This window comes from Paenibacillus sp. FSL L8-0644, assembly GCF_038008165.1.
GTDB lineage: Bacteria > Bacillota > Bacilli > Paenibacillales > Paenibacillaceae > Paenibacillus > Paenibacillus polymyxa_D.
Genome location: NZ_JBBOYN010000001.1, coordinates 1,548,287 through 1,565,088 on the forward strand (window position 1 = coordinate 1,548,287; position 16,802 = coordinate 1,565,088).

General features: G+C 46.7%; 15 protein-coding genes, 2 tRNA genes and 1 CRISPR repeat array. Of the genes, 13 read left to right on the top strand and 4 right to left on the bottom strand.

Going from position 1 to position 16,802, the window contains the following annotated elements; all coding sequences use genetic code 11:
* Positions 1-2 precede the first annotated feature (2 nt).
* The 4 genes from cas2 (at position 3) to NSS94_RS06950 (ending at position 4,647) form a co-directional block, all read left to right on the top strand.
* Positions 3-284, top strand: coding sequence for a CRISPR-associated endonuclease Cas2 (gene cas2 / locus NSS94_RS06935; RefSeq protein ID WP_341039073.1), 282 nt, complete (start codon positions 3-5; stop codon positions 282-284).
* A 175-nt stretch (positions 285-459) separates the two neighbouring features.
* Positions 460-1,609: a CRISPR direct-repeat array (repeat unit 30 nt; unit sequence CTTTAACCACAACATGGGATGTATTGAAAT).
* A gap of 283 nt (positions 1,610-1,892) precedes the next feature.
* Positions 1,893-2,396 (top strand): DUF6933 domain-containing protein, encoded by a 504-nt coding sequence (locus NSS94_RS06940; RefSeq protein WP_029516337.1) that lies wholly within the window; start codon positions 1,893-1,895, stop codon positions 2,394-2,396.
* A 98-nt stretch (positions 2,397-2,494) separates the two neighbouring features.
* Positions 2,495-2,803, top strand: a complete 309-nt coding sequence (locus NSS94_RS06945) for a hypothetical protein (protein ID WP_029516338.1) — start codon at positions 2,495-2,497, stop codon at positions 2,801-2,803.
* A 212-nt stretch (positions 2,804-3,015) separates the two neighbouring features.
* Complete coding sequence (locus NSS94_RS06950; protein ID WP_165144898.1) at positions 3,016-4,647, top strand: formate--tetrahydrofolate ligase; 1,632 nt, start codon at positions 3,016-3,018, stop codon at positions 4,645-4,647.
* A 23-nt stretch (positions 4,648-4,670) separates the two neighbouring features.
* Here NSS94_RS06950 and NSS94_RS06955 read toward each other — a convergent pair whose 3' ends face one another.
* Both NSS94_RS06955 and NSS94_RS06960 read right to left on the bottom strand, forming a co-directional pair.
* Positions 4,671-6,401 carry an ABC transporter substrate-binding protein gene (locus NSS94_RS06955; protein ID WP_341039076.1) on the bottom strand — a complete coding sequence of 577 codons (1,731 nt, stop codon included), beginning with the start codon at positions 6,399-6,401 and terminating at the stop codon, positions 4,671-4,673.
* A 108-nt stretch (positions 6,402-6,509) separates the two neighbouring features.
* Positions 6,510-7,502, bottom strand: a complete 993-nt coding sequence (locus tag NSS94_RS06960) for an ABC transporter substrate-binding protein (RefSeq protein ID WP_341039078.1) — start codon at positions 7,500-7,502, stop codon at positions 6,510-6,512.
* 234 nt (positions 7,503-7,736) lie between these two features.
* Between NSS94_RS06960 and NSS94_RS06965 the strand changes: the two genes are divergently transcribed.
* The 6 genes from NSS94_RS06965 to NSS94_RS06990 all read left to right on the top strand — a co-directional run bounded on the left by NSS94_RS06965 (position 7,737) and on the right by NSS94_RS06990 (position 14,564).
* Positions 7,737-8,369: a LysE family translocator gene (locus NSS94_RS06965; protein ID WP_341039080.1), complete on the top strand. Its 633-nt coding sequence runs from the start codon at positions 7,737-7,739 to the stop codon at positions 8,367-8,369.
* 110 nt (positions 8,370-8,479) lie between these two features.
* On the top strand, positions 8,480-9,766 hold the full coding sequence (locus NSS94_RS06970) for an outer membrane lipoprotein-sorting protein (RefSeq protein WP_209949622.1): 1,287 nt from the start codon (positions 8,480-8,482) through the stop codon (positions 9,764-9,766).
* Between the two features lie 269 nt (positions 9,767-10,035).
* On the top strand, positions 10,036-11,232 hold the full coding sequence (gene alr, locus NSS94_RS06975; protein WP_341039081.1) for an alanine racemase: 1,197 nt from the start codon (positions 10,036-10,038) through the stop codon (positions 11,230-11,232).
* Between the two features lie 291 nt (positions 11,233-11,523).
* On the top strand, positions 11,524-11,805 hold the full coding sequence (locus NSS94_RS06980) for a CopG family ribbon-helix-helix protein (protein WP_007429334.1): 282 nt from the start codon (positions 11,524-11,526) through the stop codon (positions 11,803-11,805).
* Positions 11,806-11,811: 6 nt separating this feature from the next.
* Complete coding sequence (locus NSS94_RS06985) at positions 11,812-12,162, top strand: type II toxin-antitoxin system PemK/MazF family toxin (protein ID WP_007429335.1); 351 nt, start codon at positions 11,812-11,814, stop codon at positions 12,160-12,162.
* 179 nt (positions 12,163-12,341) lie between these two features.
* Entirely contained in the window at positions 12,342-14,564 is a 2,223-nt protein-coding gene (locus NSS94_RS06990; protein WP_039269623.1) for a Tex family protein, read from the top strand.
* A gap of 104 nt (positions 14,565-14,668) precedes the next feature.
* Here NSS94_RS06990 and cmpA read toward each other — a convergent pair whose 3' ends face one another.
* Positions 14,669-14,803 (bottom strand): cortex morphogenetic protein CmpA, encoded by a 135-nt coding sequence (gene cmpA, locus NSS94_RS06995; RefSeq protein ID WP_007429337.1) that lies wholly within the window; start codon positions 14,801-14,803, stop codon positions 14,669-14,671.
* Between the two features lie 144 nt (positions 14,804-14,947).
* Here cmpA and NSS94_RS07000 point away from each other — a divergent pair, with 144 nt between their 5' ends.
* From NSS94_RS07000 to NSS94_RS07010, 3 genes are all read left to right on the top strand, one after another.
* Positions 14,948-15,472, top strand: coding sequence for a SprT family protein (locus NSS94_RS07000; protein ID WP_029516345.1), 525 nt, complete (start codon positions 14,948-14,950; stop codon positions 15,470-15,472).
* Positions 15,473-15,516: 44 nt separating this feature from the next.
* Positions 15,517-15,592: transfer RNA gene (locus tag NSS94_RS07005), tRNA-Asn, on the top strand.
* 1 nt (position 15,593) lies between these two features.
* Positions 15,594-15,682, top strand: a tRNA-Ser gene (locus NSS94_RS07010).
* Between the two features lie 179 nt (positions 15,683-15,861).
* Here the strand turns inward: NSS94_RS07010 and NSS94_RS07015 are convergent.
* Positions 15,862-16,737: a Cof-type HAD-IIB family hydrolase gene (locus NSS94_RS07015; protein WP_029516346.1), complete on the bottom strand. Its 876-nt coding sequence runs from the start codon at positions 16,735-16,737 to the stop codon at positions 15,862-15,864.
* Positions 16,738-16,802 lie beyond the last annotated feature (65 nt).

The following is a 16,802-nucleotide window of genomic DNA, read 5'->3' on the forward strand; positions in this document are numbered from 1 at the left end:
ATATGGCGAAAAATTATAACTATGTCATTCTGGTGTATGACATCGGAGAAAAGCGAGTGGGTAAGGTATTTAAAATATGTAAAAAGTATCTCGTTCATTTTCAGAAATCCGTATTTCGAGGTGAAATTACCCCTGCTAATTTAATTCAGCTACGCGCTGAGTTAAAAAAGGTTATTGATGAAGGGAACGACTTTGTTGCCGTTTTTAAGATGACAGGTGATTATGTTTTCGACGAGGAAATCATCGGTGCCCGCATGAGTGATTCGGAGTCCTTATTGCTGTAATTTTCCCAACCGCCCTAAAGAGGAGGAAAGCAATTAACCTTACAGCGCCAAGGGTTTGAGAGGATTTGTCAATTGTTTTTAACAAACCCTCTTCGGTTGGGAAAATTTTGTGAAACCCTTGCGGCTGTAGTAGAATAGGCATAATAGCATTTGTAAGAACGTTGATTTTACTAGCCTTTAACCACAACATGGGATGTATTGAAATAGGAGCTAATTAAACTAGCCCACTCCGGCCCTAGGACTTTAACCACAACATGGGATGTATTGAAATTCGTGAAGCTGCTTTAGTCAGATCCCGTATTAAGTACTTTAACCACAACATGGGATGTATTGAAATTTGTTTACAATAGGAACCTTCAGCGTGAACTCAACCCTTTAACCACAACATGGGATGTATTGAAATACGGCAGTCAAGTAAAACGTATATTTCTTTCCGTTACTTTAACCACAACATGGGATGTATTGAAATTTAGCTTGTTCTCGCGTGTCTTTGCGTCCCTGAGCTCTTTAACCACAACATGGGATGTATTGAAATTAACCACTATTCTCTATCTCTTTTAACAACTGATACCTTTAACCACAACATGGGATGTATTGAAATAGCGTAACGCGCTGGATCTGCGTATAGCGGACGAGCCTTTAACCACAACATGGGATGTATTGAAATTGTGCTTTTTCTAGTTCTTCCAAAAATGTTTTAGCTCTTTAACCACAACATGGGATGTATTGAAATTCTTTAACTCTCATAAGCGCATTACCTGCACTGTTCTTTAACCACAACATGGGATGTATTGAAATTTTCTTTGGCCAAACCTATTAACCTATCATATTCTCCTTTAACCACAACATGGGATGTATTGAAATAGCACTGGAGCCGTAGGGTTGTTACTGCCTCCCTCTCTTTAACCACAACATGGGATGTATTGAAATTAAAATAATTTGACTTCACCATTCACATTAAATTCTCTTTAACCACAACATGGGATGTATTGAAATGATTAACGTGGACGTACAATCTATTAAACTGGACGGCTTTAACCACAACATGGGATGTATTGAAATGCTTCTCTTTCCTTTAGAAATTGTTCCCTTTGTTCCTTTAACCACAACATGGGATGTATTGAAATCGCTAAAATTTGAACGAACGGTTAAACGTAAACGGGCTTTAACCACAACATGGGATGTATTGAAATGGGTCCCTCTCCTTTACCCAACTTAAATCGGTGTAGCTTTAACCACAACATGGGATGTATTGAAATCTTTCTAACTGTGCCTTTTCACTTTCTTCCTGTACGCTTTAACCACAACATGGGATGTATTGAAATGAAGCACCATGGATTCACTCACCCTTGTGTACTTACCTTTAACCACAACAGAGAAGTATTCAAAATACTCTTAACCTGAAGGCACTATAGTAATTTCATCTCCACTCCTAACAGAAGATGTGATCAAATTACTGGCAGCTGCTAGCCCCTATATTATACTGAAAGAGTTTATAATCCGATGTTTGAAATACAGTGTTATAATATCCGGGGCATGCCTTATTATGAGAGCTTAGGTATGTCGAATCACGCTGCGGTACAGGAGCGTCAATAAAGGAGAGCAACGATGTTTGTCATACGAGGAACACAAAAACTGCTGAAGGAATGGGAGACTGAACCACTTCAAGTTGATATTTATCCGCCTTTAAATAGTTGGCATGCCAGCTTATTTTTACTGAATCGAAGAAAAAATATAGTGTTTATGCATGATATATCCCGCTTAAGCATCACGCTGTTTGGGATTAAAAAATCGCAGTACAAAAACTTGCCGACTCTTTTTATACAAGCCTTGAAGGAATTAATGATCAGCGAAGGGTTTGATGAGCAGATCGTGAAGGCATACACACAGGAAGGCGAGCAGATGCTGGCAACTACGACGAATAGACATAGTGTGTTGGTAACCTTAGATGAGATTATATTTATTATGAAGGAACTGGATATGGAGCATGGGTGCGAGCTGGAAAAAAACCAGTGGAATAACCGGATTGTTTTCAAAACTGTTGAATACAAGTACCCTGTTGATGTTTTTAAAGAAGTGCTGGAAAAGCATTATAAACTAGAGCGTATTTGAGAAATTTATGATTTTACGAAATGAGTTCCATTTATTCCCTCTGTCCTATATAATCTAATATAGTTCTAAAAGACTATATAAAGAGAGGTAAGGGGTAAATGAAGATTAAATTAAGAAATAAAACTGGAATGATCAAGGAACGCAAAGTAGGTTTTTCATGGACTACGCTCTTTTTCGGTTTTTTCCCTGCGTTGTTTAGAGGGGATTGGAAGTGGGCTGTTATTATTTTTCTGGTATCGATCCTTACGAGTGGGGCGTCCAACTTTGTATTTTGCTTCATTTATAATCGCTTACATATTAATGATCTGCTGTCCCAAGGCTATGGCCCTGCTACTAAGAAATCCCAATCTATCCTGATTTCTAAGGGATTTATTGCTGAAAATTACGCTGCTAACTTTGCAGGTTAATTTGAGAGCTGTTTGTTGAATGAGACGTATCAAAAGGGCATCCACCAAAGTCCATACGGGCGGGGGAGGCTCTTTTTTAATAACTCACATGATAGCAACGCTTGCGATGAAATGAATCATAGCGCAATAAGCGGCACACTTTGGTAAAATAAAACGATACAGGGTTTGACACCATCGGTCAGACTTATAAAACGGGGGGTACATAACGAAAGATGAAGAGGATTATTGATATAGCCAAAGAAGCAGGAATTGAAGAAGAACATCTAGAGACGTATGGAAAATATAAAGCAAAGCTGAACCCGTCCCTGTGGGAGCAGTTAAAGGATCGTCCGAATGGAAAGCTGGTGCTGGTTACGGCGATGAACCCCACGCCAGCGGGAGAAGGCAAAACGCTGACCACCATTGGACTGTCGCAGGCGCTGAATGCGCTGGGGCATAAAACCGTTGCTGCGTTACGTGAGCCGTCCCTTGGCCCTTGCTTCGGCATGAAAGGAGGAGCAACTGGGGGAGGACAAGCCCAGATTGTTCCAGCAGAAGACATTAACCTCCATTTTACAGGTGATATTCACGCGATTTCGGCAGCGCATAATTTGCTGGCAGCGATGATCGATAACCATTTATTTCATGGAAATGCTTTGCGGTTGAAACCCGAGCGGATTGTGTGGAAACGCGCTGTCGATATGAACGACCGGAGTTTACGAAACATTGTAACCGGATTGGGGTCAGGTAATGGAGCAGTGAGAGAAAGTGGTTTTCTGATTACCTCGGCTTCAGAAGTGATGGCCGTATTATGTTTAAGTGAAGATATGGACGATCTTAAAGTGCGATTGGGTCGGATGGTGATTGGTTATAACGAAGATGGCGAAACGGTAACAGCTGAGGAACTACATGCGGTGGAAGGTATGGCTGTGCTGCTTCGGGAAGCATTGAAACCCAATCTGGTGCAGACGTTGGAGGGAACTCCAGTTATTGTGCACGGCGGACCTTTTGCGAATATTGCGCATGGATGCAGTAGTTTGATCGGTACGAAGCTAGCCCTGAAGTTGGGAGAGGTGGTTGTCACGGAGGCTGGGTTCGGGGCTGAGCTGGGGGCAGAAAAGTTTTTTGACATCAAGTGCCGTCAATCCGGTTTGCAGCCAGATGCGGCTCTGTTGGTCGTAACCGCCAAAGCGCTGAAATATAACGGCGGTGTAGCTAAAAATGAGCTGGACGCAGAAAATCTGGAGCAATTGCAACTTGGATTAGCCAACATGAATCGGCATGTACGGAATTTGCAAAAGTTTGGCGTGCCAGTACTGGTAGCGGTCAACCATTTTGTAACAGATAGTGAAGCCGAGCTGGAACTGATTTTCTCGGAATGCCTCAAGCTGGGAGTACCCGTAGAGTTGTCACAGGTGTGGGCACAGGGAAGCCAAGGGGGAGAAAAGCTGGCCCAAAGCCTGCTCAACCTGCTCCAGGAGGACAAAGCCCATTTTGCACCATTGTATGAGCATACCCTTGGTTTGCAAGCGAAGATTAGTGTTATTGCGAAGGAGATTTACGGTGCGGCAGAGGTAGCTTACACTCCTGCGGCCAAACGGGCGTTGGCCGGTATGGAGCAGCTTGGTTTTGGACAACTGCCTGTATGCATGGCCAAAACGCCGTATTCTTTCTCAGATCAACCTTCTCTGCTAGGTGCACCGGAAGGCTTTACCATTCACGTGTCCAGCGTTGCTTTGTCTGCAGGGGCAGGCTTTGTGGTCGTGGAAACAGGCAATACTATGACGATGCCAGGATTGCCCAAATCGCCGGCAGCTGAGCATATGTCGCTGGAGGCAGATGGAAGCATTCAAGGTCTAATGTAGTATCTTTAGAAAATGGCAGCTTCTCAGGATGAAGTGCCAAGCAGTTTGGGCAGTGCAGTAAGCAGCTTTTGTCGGGTTATGGCATCGCTCCAGTTCCAGCGTTCAGCTTCTACGAAATATACCCGACCTTGACGTACAGCAGGGAGGCTGCGCCAGAGAGGGCTGCTGATCATGCGTTCCAGCGTACGTTTGGATTCTGGGGCTGTCGGGACAAGCATAAAAATGCGGTCCCCGGCGTAATCAGGCAATTCGTTCGGATCTATTTCCGCGAAGCCGTGTCCCTCGTCGAGCACCTTTTGGATCGGCTCAACGGGCTGAAAGCCCTGGGGGTGGTAGAGGGCCGATGAGAATCCGGACATACCCATGACAAAGAGCCGATCACCATGATCGAAGATGAAGACGGAGGCCGTTTCTCCGGCTGTGATTTGCGTACCGAGCTGCTGCCACATTGCCAGATTACGGGCTGTGAAGGTAGACAACCAGCGTTCGGCCTCCCGCTCCTTACCGAGCCAGGCGCCAAGTGTACGCATCCGTTCCTCCAGCGTGGCGAAGGAGTTGAAGGTGACGGTGGGGGCGATGCTGGCAATGCGCTTATATTCCTGTTCGTCCGAATTGGCGATGATAATTAGATCAGGATCAAGAGCACTGGTCAAGCGGGTGTCCAGTGGAAGGCCTACATCGGCGACATTCACAAGACGATGTTTATAGACGCTGTATTCACTGAGTTGCAGACTTCCGCCGATGGCTTTGGCCCCTAATGCCAATAGATCGCCCATCGTTTCTCCATGATAGATGATGCGGCTTGCTCGGCGCGGAATATGAATATGGTGGCCCGTCCAATCCTTGACGCGCACAGAACCGGAGACAGAAAGTGCGTACTTGCCAGGGGGAATCCCGGTCATTTGCCTAAACCGTCGATTAAAATAATATTCGTCAGAGAAACCAACCTGACGGGCTATTTCACGTAAAGGCCGTTTGCAATCCAGCAGCAGCCGCTTGGCATGATTCAAGCGCAGCTCAGTGAGGTAATGCAGCGGCTTTTTGCCTGTAATTTTACGAAACATTTGCGAGTATTGCCATATGGAAACGTTCGCCTGCTCGGCAAGCTGCTTGACGGTAATGGGCTTTTCATAGTTGTTTTCCATATATGAGAGAGTGCCTTCTACCGATGCTGGCAATGCCGGATTAGAGGTATTGTTTTGATCAATATCGGTGTGATCTTCCTGCCACAGCAAAAACAACTCTTGAAACATGATTTGCTGCCGTAATACGGATGTTTGGTTATGCGGCTGTACCGTTTGTTGGGTACTATAAAATAACTCTTCAATCAACTGAATAAGTTTGGAGGAAGAAGAGGAGACGATGTATTCGCGCGGTTCCGGCAGGACAGCTCCATGATATATGGACGGCATGCGCGCTGCGTGTTCAGCCAAGGCCATGTCCGCTTGTGGTTCCGACGTCAAAGCGATGACCTCAAACGTGATTTTGTAGTATTCAGGTACAGTTCCATTCAGGGGAGCGATTTGATAGGATTCACCTGGAGCTAGCCAATACCCATGACCTGTATGGAATAGATACTGCTCTGGGCCAATGTCCACCATCCCTGTCCCACTGATGAACATAAGAAGACAGTGATATGAACTGGGACGTGATAATAATTCATCGGTAGGCTCACCAATCAACGCAATTTCTTTAAAATGAAAAAGCAGTGAGCTGAACGGAGGAGGATATACGGACGACGAAGACTGGTTCACAGTATTGCTCCTTTTATTGAGAATGGTTATCATGTATATATGAGTATACCTCCTTTAGGTTCAACAAAAAAGAAGCCTATCAACAAGTGTCGATAAGCTTCTCCAATTTTATCTGATGAGCTTGGGCAATTCCTTCAGCAGCCATTCTCGAGTGGAAGCATCACTTTCAGTTTTGCCAATATCCTGAGTGTACACACGACCCTGTTTGACAGCAGGGAGCTGGAGCCACAGCTTGCTTTTCATTAACTGTTCGGTGGATTGTTCGGCTTCTGAACTTGGTGTTCTTAGTATGAAAATCCGATCTCCAGCGTATTGTCCGATCACTTCCTGAGATATTTGTACAAATCCTTTGTCTTCATCCAGTGCTTTCTGGATAGGAGGGGTAGGTTTGAAACCATTCTTTTCATACAGTATTTGTGACAGTCCTGTCCGTCCCATTGCGAATAAACGGTCACCTGGATAGTAGGTAAAGACTGAAGCAGTTTCCCCCGCCTTAACACCTTCTGCGTGAAGTTTGGTCCACATCTCCGCTTCCTTTATTTTATATTGGGCAAGCCAATCTTCAGCGTCCTTTTTCTTGTTCACAATGTCTCCGAGATGCAGCAAACGTTCGTTTAACGGAGCAAAGGTATCGAACATAATTGTAGGTGCAATTTTTGTTAACGCTGCGTATTGCTTTTCATCTGTATCGGCGGCAATGATCAGGTCAGGCTGTAGTTCCAAGGCTTTTTCCAAATTAATCGGGAACCCCAGATCAGCCACGTTCTGAACCTGCTTTTCGTAAACCTTGCCTTCAATCATAGAAGTTGATGTACCTACAGCTTGTACGCCTAAAACCAATAAATCCCCATAGTTTTCTCCAAAGTAAGCAATGCGCCGAGGAGTCGTAGGAATGTTCACTGTATGTCCCTTGTAGTCTGTGTATTCACGAGTTGTGGCAGCTTCCGATGTTTTTGTAGATGCTATCGTGTTGCTGTTTGCACTCTGATTGTCAGATGCGCCACATCCCAGCAGCAATGCCCCCATAAGAAAGAATAGGCAGATGAGAGCAGTGTATGGTCGAGTAGATTTTTTGTTGATTGTCGAGCTCTTGTTGGTCATAGTAACCTCCGTATAATAGAATGATTCAGAATTTTGCAAATGAGAATTATTATCACAAAAGCTATGATAAGCGCTGAACCCTCAATACTCAATGGACAGACTTGGTCAATGAATCCGATTTTGTACAAAATAAGTCTCAGGTGTTCTTAGCTCATTTCATTCTTCAAATTTTATTGATTTGTCATTTTTTATGGTATAGAATAGCATTTTTATACATTTGAAAGGGGTTTTGAAATGGCATTGTTTATTACATATGTTTTACTAGGTTTCTCTATAGCACTACCTGTAGGTACAATTACGGTTGAAATGACGAAGCAAGGGCTAAAGAATGGATTCATGCATGGTTGGATTGTGGGCCTTGGGGGGATGACCATCGATTTGTTATTAATTACTGGCTTGTATTTTGGTCTGGCCTCAGTCTTGTCATTACCTGTGGTACAAGTGATTATGTGGTTCGTTGGAGCCCTTTTTTTGTGCTACGTGGGGTACGACAGCATTAAAAATGCAGATCATGATATTGCGCTAGAAGGAGAGAAAAAGACGAAATCATTATTTTCTTCCTATAAAAATGGGCTGCTTGTAGCTGTTTCACCAGGAAATTTAGTGTTCTGGGTGAGTGTTTTTGGAACTGTGCTGGCAAGCTCATTTGATCGGTCAAATACAAGTCAATTCTTGATTGTTGGCTTAGGTATTTTGTTTGGTATTCTTATCCATGATTTAGGCTTGATGACCCTCGTAGTCACAACACGGAAAGCCATGAATCGAACCGCTATCAAGTGGGTTACGATCGGTGCAGGCGTGGTTTTGATCGGTTTTTCGATTTATTTTCTGTATGAATTTATGATCACTCTCCAAAAGATTTTATAGCATTACGCAAGGATACGTTCAAGCTTGTCATGCCAGTCTGCATAAATCGAACAAGTCCTTCATAGACATGTACTAATTCATTTAAAACATGTGCTGAAGGGGTTGATGACATGCGCCGGATTTCATGGATGCTCGCCATGGTCATGTGTGTAACGCTGCTGCTGGCCGGGTGCGGCAAGAAGAGCGCGGACGATGTGGTTAAAGATTTGAGTGACGTGGTGAGCGACCTGAACAGCTACCACGGTACAGCTTTGATGACGCTGCATACCGGCGACACGCCGCAGGAATACAAGGTGGATATTTCCTACCGCAAGCCGTCCTATTACCGAATTGCCATGACGAACGAGAAAAAGGATGTTACGCAAATTGTGCTTCGTAATGATGAGGGTGTATTTGTGCTAACACCCAGCCTGAACAAAAGCTTCCGTTTCAAAAGCGACTGGCCAAACAATCAGGGTCAAGTATATTTATATGAAACGTTGGTTCGCAGCATTATCGGCGATGCCTCCCGTCAGTTGGCTACCGACGATAAATCCTATGTGTTTGATGTGGCAGCGAATTACAACAGCCATGCGCTGGTGAGACAAAAGATATGGCTGTCCAAAAATGACTATGCACCCACTCAGGTACAGGTGTCTGATGCGAATGCCAAGGTAGTTGTTGATCTGAAATTCGATCAATTTGTTTTTGATACGAAGTTTGACAAGGACTCTTTTGATATGGAGCGGAATATGGCTTCAGGTAAGACGAGTACAGGTAGCGCAGGGGCGCCATCTTCCGGAGCAGTAGATCCCAGCAGTCAGCTTGATCCTTCCGGTGCGATGGATGGGACGACTGGCGTGACGACTGGCGAACCCGGACAAGAGCAGGGGACCGCAGGGGATGCAGTCCAGCAACCGTCAGGGCAAGCCAAGGTGGACGGTACTGCCACAAACGATACGTCCAAACCGGACAAAGCAGCCAACGCAGCCAACGCAGAGAGGCAGCAACAAACCCCGGGCACATCGGATGCTGCAAACGGAACGTCAGCGGGAACAGATGCGGCAGAAGCTGTGATGGGTGAGTTCGGCTTGATCGAACCGTCCTACACGCCAGCCGGAGTACAGATCAAGGATACGCCGGAGCTGGAGGATAATGGTACACATGCCGTGATGCTGCGGTATAGTGGAACGTATAATTATACCATTGTGGAGGCACGTCCAAAAGATCGGGCGGTCGCACTGGCCGCAGGCGAACTGGTTGATATTGGAGGAAGCTTCGCCGTGCTGACCGGAAGCGAACAGCAGACGATGACCTGGATGAATGACGGAATCGAGTTCAGAATCACCAGTGCTGACCTGCCTGTGAGCGAAATGATACAAATTGCCGCTTCTATACAGGATCAATCGGGTAAATAAAATTTTATAGACGGATGCAGACGGTCTAGAGTGTAAAAATGCTCTGCTGCCGCCCGTATCCGTCTTTTGTTCATTCGCAGTCTAAGATGTGCATCGCTTGTATATCCTGTTCTATTGTAGAGATGGTAGAGGAGGCTGGTAAAGCCCCCCTGCCATTGACAGCCACGTTTTTGAACATTACCATTAACCTTTGGAAGCAAGCACTTTTGCCACACTCCGAATGGTAAAAGGTTATGTTACAGGCTAACAATTGAAGAAGGTGACTGGATTTGCAAGCACAATACAGATCGACCCGGGCCGAAATCAACCTGGATCACCTTGGCGCCAACTATGAAGCTTTTCGCAAGGCATTGCCAGCGGATAAGCTGATACTGGTCTGTGTCAAGGCGAATGCCTACGGACACGGTGCCGTGGAAATTTCAAAGGAATTGGAACGCCTTGGTGCGGATTATTTGAGCGTAGCTTTTCTGGATGAAGCGTTGGAGCTTCGTCATGCGGGGGTTCAGCTACCGATTCTTGTACTCGGCTATACCCCACCGGAAGCTGTACAAACGGCTTGGGAGCATGATATCTCATTGACTGTGTTCAGTGAAGAAGTGCTGGAGGGTATCCGCAGACTGGACTGCCAAGGAAATGAACGCAAGCTGAAGGTGCACATCAAAATAGACAGCGGCATGGGAAGACTGGGTTTGCTGCCTGGAGAAGAGGCTATGGCTTTTGTCCGGCAGGCTCACGAATTAGAGCAGGTGCTGCTGGAAGGCATGTACACCCATTTTGCCCGCGCGGATGAAGAAGACAAAAGCTATACACTGCTACAATATGATCGGTTTCGGGGCGTGGCGGAAGCGCTAAGGGAACAAGGTATCACCATTCCCATTATACATACGGGCAACAGCGCCGCTACCATTGATACCCCTTCTCTTTCCCCCAATATGGTGCGGATTGGTATCAGTATATACGGTCTGTATCCGTCTGATGAGGTTAACCGGCGAGCGATTGAACTGCTGCCTGTATTGTCATTGAAGACGGCGGTAGTTTATACCAAGACGCTTCCTCCTGGCTGGGGAGTTAGCTATGGCACCCGGTATGTGACTACCAGTGAAGAACGGATCGGTACACTGCCAATCGGCTATGCGGATGGATACTCCCGCATGCTGAGTGGGAAGATCGAAGTATTGATACGCGGTCGCCGCGTCCCGGTACTAGGCACGATTTGCATGGACCAGTGTATGGTATCCTTACAATCTTTCGCAAAAGATGCGGAAGAAATCCAAACCGGCGAAGAGGTTGTTCTCATCGGTCAGCAGTCCGGCGAAACTATCGCAGCGGATGAGCTGGCATCCAAGCTTGGTACGATCCACTATGAGGTGATCTGCATGATCGCAGACAGGGTACCGCGTGTATACACACGAGGCCATGTTCCTGTTATTCGAGTGAACTCGCTTCTTCCAACCCACTGGAATTAATTTCATAACGCAAATTACCGAATAAAAGCAGGAGTTTTCGCAGAACGTCCCGAAATATGTACAAAGGAAAGAAAAGAGCGCTATAACTGTCAAAAGACGCATCAGGCTCCGCTGACACTTGTATTTCGGGGATCAAACGCCTGTACGAAAACGAACTGCGTAGTTTATAATGGAATGCAGCATAGATGATATACGAATATCATATACATTCTTGTATTCCGTTTGAATAAATTACCGGGAATAACGTTATAATGGTACAATGGCGACAAGGTTTTGGGGGTGGAAGAGAAGTTGGCCAATTTGCAGAACACCAAAAGAATAATGATCAGTTTGCCAGATCATCTCTTGCAGGAAGTGGACGGGATCGTAGCTATGGAAAATTCCAACCGCAGTGAATTTATCAGGCAGGCCATGAAGCTGTATGTAGGCGAACGTAAAAAACGTTACATTCGTGAAGCTATGCAGCGTGGATACATGGAAATGGCTAAAATTAACTTGACCATGGCATCCGAAGCCTTTCACGCGGAGGAAGATGCAAACAGCACCTTGGGCCGTACAGTTAGCGGGGTGTAATCCATATTGATCGTAAAGCGCGGCGACGTTTTTTTTGCAGACCTTTCACCCGTAGTCGGTTCCGAGCAAGGTGGCGTCAGACCTGTGCTGATCATTCAAAATGATATCGGCAACCGGTTTAGTCCTACCGTGATCGTGGCAGCTATCACCGCTCAGATTCAGAAGGCAAAGCTGCCTACACACGTGGAAATCGACGCGGCGACGCATGGCTTTGATCGTGATTCTGTTGTTCTTCTGGAGCAAATTCGGACGATCGACAAGCAAAGGCTTACCGACAAAATCACCCACTTAGATGAAGAAACTATGCGCAAAGTGAGCGATTCGCTACAAATCAGTCTCGGTTTGATTGATTTTTAGCGTGATGGAACGACGAGTGAAACGGGAAAAGGGCAGCGCTTGGGCGCTGTCCTTTTGCGTGTCTGATGAAAAATGCAGGTAGGGCTTGCTCTAACGGCACCTGCTGGCGCTTTGAATCATTTTTTGTGATAATGAAAGACATGCTGTATGACAAGAGTTGTGAGGAAGAAGGGATAGGTTTGTCTAACGAGGAAACGAAGACGGAAATCCGGCAGGAGCCGAACGAAGCAGAACGCCAAGAGCGGATTGTCAAACAAGTGGCGAGAGAGCTGTCGCTGGCACTCAAGCAAATCCGGACAACGATTAGTTTGTTGGATGAAGGGAATACAATTCCTTTTATCGCGCGTTATCGTAAGGAAATGACAGGAGAGCTGGATGAAAATCAGCTACGTGAAATTGAAGATCGTGTAGTGTATTTGCGTAATCTGGAGGATCGTAAGGTAGAGGTCATCCGCATTATTGATGAGCAGGGCAAGCTGACGGAAGACCTGCAGGCGGCTATCACCTCTGCGGTTAAACTTCAGGAAGTGGAGGATCTGTACCGTCCGTATCGGCAAAAGCGCAAAACCCGCGCCAGTGTAGCAAAGGAACGGGGACTGGAGCCGCTGTCCATCTGGATCTGGAGCCAGCCGAAGCAGGGCGATGCTCTGAAAGAAGCCGAGTCTTATGTAAATGCGGAACTGGGAGTGGACAGCGCCGAGGCGGCCATCCAAGGAGCCTTGGACATTTTAGCTGAAAATATAGCGGATGATGCGGCTATTCGCCAATGGGTACGCCGATATACGCTGGACCATGGTATGCTGACCTCCGAAGCGAAGGACGCAGAGCAAGAATCTGTGTATGAGAACTACTACAGCTATCGTGAACTCGCTAAGAAAATGCCACCTCATCGTATTCTGGCGATTAATCGCGGGGAGCGGGAAGGCATTCTTAAGGTTGGTCTGGAGGTAGTGCCAGATTCCATTTACAATTACGTGGCGGGCCAAGTGATTAAAGGATCGTCTGTCGTGCAAGATCTGCTGCGCAGTGTCATTGAGGATGCGTATAAAAGACTTATCGCGCCGTCTATCGAGCGTGAAGTGCGCGCTGAAATGACGGAGAAGGGCGAGCAGCAGGCGATCTCCATTTTTGCAGGCAACTTGCGCAGCCTGTTGCTACAGGCTCCGATCAAGGGCCGACGTGTGCTCGGTGTCGATCCGGCCTATCGGACAGGCTGCAAGCTGGCGGTTGTCGATGACACCGGCAAGCTGCTCGAAGTGGCTGTGACGTATCCGACACCACCGAACAACAAGAAGCGCGAGGCTGCTGAAAAGTTCAAGCAGCTGATTGCCCAATACGGGATCGAATTGATTGTCATTGGTAACGGAACCGCTTCGCGCGAGACAGAGCAATTCGTAGCGGAAGTCATCGCGGACATTGGTGACAGCAGTCTAGCGTATCTGATCGTCAATGAGGCGGGCGCAAGCGTATACTCTGCCTCCAAGCTGGCACAGGAGGAATTTCCCGATTTGGACGTGGCCGAGCGCAGTGCGGCTTCCATCGCACGTCGTGTGCAGGACCCGCTGGCTGAGTTGGTCAAGATTGAGCCGAAGGCTATTGGTGTAGGCCAATACCAGCATGATGTGTCGCAGAAACATCTGGATGAAAGCTTAAAGGACGTTGTCGAATCAGCCGTTAACCATGTCGGTGTAGATGTGAACACGGCTTCCTCTGCGCTGTTATCCTATGTAGCAGGGATCAATGCGACGATTGCCAAAAACATCGTTAAGTACCGTGAGGAAAACGGTAAATTCAGCAACCGTCGTCAGTTGCAGAAGGTGCCGCGTCTTGGTGCAAAAACCTACGAGCAATCTGTTGGCTTTATCCGTATACCGGGTGGAGAAAATCCGCTGGATCGCACACCGATTCACCCTGAATCCTATGCTGTCGTAGACCGCCTGTTGGCGGAACTGGCCATCAATGCCCACGATCTGGGCACCAAGGCTGCAACGGAAGCACTGAACGTGTCCAACATTGACGAACTAGCTGCGAAGCTGGAAGTCGGCGTGCCGACACTGAAGGATATTCTGGACAGTCTCCAGCGTCCGGGCCGTGACCCGCGTGACGAGCTGCCGTTGCCGGTATTCCGCAAGGATGTGCTGAAGATCGAGGATCTGGCACCGGGTATGGAGCTTCAGGGAACCGTCCGCAATGTCATTGATTTTGGCGCGTTTGTCGATATCGGTATTAAAAGTGACGGGTTGGTTCATATTTCACAGCTGCGCAGTGGCTTCGTAAAGCATCCGATGGATGTCGTATCTGTCGGTGATAACGTAACGGTGTGGGTGTTAAATGTTGATTTGAAAAAAGGCAGGGTTGGTCTGACGATGAAACCTCCTGCAGAGGCGCAATCGCAGGCATAATACTTTAAATAAAACTGTGCAACCTTCTTGTGAAGGGTTAACAAAAGCCGGAATCTCCGAACTGCATCGGAGATTCCGGCTTTCATTTTGGATGCCTTTAGCTTTTACCCGTTGTTGGCATCGAACTCCACGCCAGGTGCTTTATGATAAAAAAACCAACAATCGTTCAACAGTTTAATTTGGCGCCGGTCCTTTTTGTAAAAGGCCCGCATGAGCTGATTGCTGAGCCATTGAGGCAAGCCGATCTCCTCCTCTGCGTTACATCTGTATGCTTAGCATATGGGGTGGGTACCTAAAGTGTGCTTATGAATTGGGGGTTAGACTTCGGTCGTTATTTTATAATATGCTTGTCAGTAAGGAGCAAAGGAGGAGAGACCGTAAGGATGGAGTCTAAGTCCCTGAACAATTCAATGAACCATTCAATGAGCCATTCTATGAGTAATGAAGAGCTTCAAGAATGGGTAGAGCGCATTTCGCTGGAGAGCTTCGGTGTGCCGTTTCGACATCAAGCCACCTTTAATGTACGTCTGTCTTCCACAGGCGGTAGGTATTTTATGAAAAGTCATCATATTGAAATTAATCCACATCAACTCGCAGCTTACGGACGTTCTGAGGTGGAGAAAATTATTAAGCATGAGCTGTGCCATTATCATTTACATTTGCGCGGGATGGGCTATCAGCATCGAGATGCTGACTTCAAAGCATGGTTGGCCCGTGTAGGAGGAAGCAGGCATTGTCAGACTCTGCCGGGAAGAACGGAACGTAAGCCTCAGCCTTATCGTTACAAGCTAGTATGCGTTTCCTGTAAACAGGAGTATATGCGCAAGCGTAAGATGAATCCTCAGCGATATCGCTGTGGGAAATGTGGAGGTAAGCTTCGCCTGTTGGCACTTGACGGCACCCCCTGAATCATGGTAAATTAACCATACTGTAAGATAATTTACAGTAATGTTCCCTGATAGCTCAGTTGGTAGAGCACTCGACTGTTAATCGAGTTGTCACAGGTTCGAGTCCTGTTCGGGGAGCCATGGAGAGGTACCCAAGTGGCTATAAGGGGACCCTCTGCTAAGGGGTTAGGCTGCGAAAGCGGTGCGAGGGTTCGAATCCCTCTCTCTCCGTTGGTATTTTAAGTAGAAAAAGGACGCTCGTATGCATTGTAATGATGCTTGCGAGCGTCCTTTTTGTCTAGATCTGCTTTGAAAATAACGGTGGACTGAAATTCGTTTAAGTGGAGAGACGAACGTGCTGCGTACGCCATGAAGCGACGTCAACCTGTCTTGTAAGCAGCCAATGACTTCTATTTCACAGTGTCAGCCTCAACTGTCTTAAGTATGTTCAACAGAGCATGAGCGACGCCATCTTCCGTATTAGTCAGAGTCACTTCGGAGCAGACGGCCTTAATGTCGTCTTTTGCATTGCCCATGGCAATGCCTCTTCCTGCCATTGTCAGCATGGAGATATCGTTGTAACTGTCCCCAATCGCTACAGCTTCCTGCATGGGAATGCTCAGATGATTCGCCAGATAACGCAATGCATTACCTTTAGACGCGTCCTTATGCTCGACTTCAAAGTTACGGTCTGAAGAGATGACCATGTTCAGGCCCTGAAAACTTTGGTAACGCTCACGGCCCCGATCCAATTTGGCTTGATCAAAGGAGAAACAGAGCACGTTATAAATCTCTACATCCAGTGGAATGTCCTCATATGAAGCGATGCGGGTATGTCCGGTCTGTTCATATTGTTTTTCGGCTGCGTGTAATAATGTATCCAGCGAAATATCCGGGTTGGCGCTCAGCAATCGATCCATTTCAACAGCAAGTAGCTGATGTCCGTTTTGTGGAGAATAAATAGCGCGGTCTGTCATGACCTCATAGTAAAAGTCGTTATCGTGCAGCCAGCTCAGCACTTCAAACGTTTCACTGCGGCCCATAGGAGTAGAGGTTAACTGACGACGATGCACATCGTGTACGGTTGCGCCGTTTGCTCCAATGACGGGAGTTATAAGTTCTGCTTCCTCTAGCTTTGTCCAGGCGTCATAAGCGGCTCTACCAGTGGCAATTGTCACCTGAACGCCTTGCTTTTGTGCTTGGCGTATAGCCTCCGCGTTCACTTTGCTTATTTTTCCTTCCTCGTTCAGCAGTGTTCCATCCATATCAATCGCAAACAGTTTCATTTCTCTCCAACTCCTGTCTTTCGATATCTCTGTGATAAATCTTGAGTTCTAGCTAAGCAGTCTCA